1 protein-coding gene is annotated in these 555 nt (G+C 57.0%); it reads left to right on the forward strand.

Annotation, left to right across the window (positions count from 1 at the left end; genetic code table 11):
• Positions 1 to 555: oligopeptide/dipeptide ABC transporter ATP-binding protein (locus tag FDX22_RS12465; protein WP_146717271.1), on the forward strand; the 555-nt coding region annotated here is incomplete at both ends.

A 555-nucleotide genomic window follows, 5' to 3' on the forward strand; every position in this document is an offset into this window, starting at 1 on the left:
GAAGAGGCGATGGTAGAAGCGAAGCGAATGCTCGATCAGGTGCGTATCCCCGAGGCGAAGGCGATTTTATCGCGTTATCCACACCAGCTTTCCGGCGGTATGCGCCAGCGGGTGATGATCGCCATGGCGCTGTCGTGTCGCCCTGCGGTGTTGATTGCCGATGAGCCGACCACCGCGCTGGACGTCACGATTCAGGCACAGATCCTGCAACTGATAAAAGTGCTGCAGCAAGAGATGTCGATGGGCGTTATTTTTATCACCCACGATATGGGCGTGGTNATCGCTGACCGGGTGCTGGTGATGTACCAGGGTGAAGCGGTCGAAACGGGCAGCGTTGAGCAAATTTTTCATGCTCCGCAGCATCCTTACACTCAAGCGCTGTTGGCAGCAGTGCCGCAACTTGGGGAGATGCGCGGGCATGACCTTCCGCGACGCTTCCCGCTTATTTCTCTGCACGATCCTCATCATGTTGAACCTCAAACCGAGCAGGACACGGTAGTTGAGGGAGAGCCGATTCTGCGGGTTCGCAACCTGGTGACACGTTTTCCCCTGCGT

Source organism: Citrobacter sp. TBCS-14 (genome assembly GCF_005280805.1).
Lineage (GTDB): Bacteria > Pseudomonadota > Gammaproteobacteria > Enterobacterales > Enterobacteriaceae > Citrobacter > Citrobacter gillenii.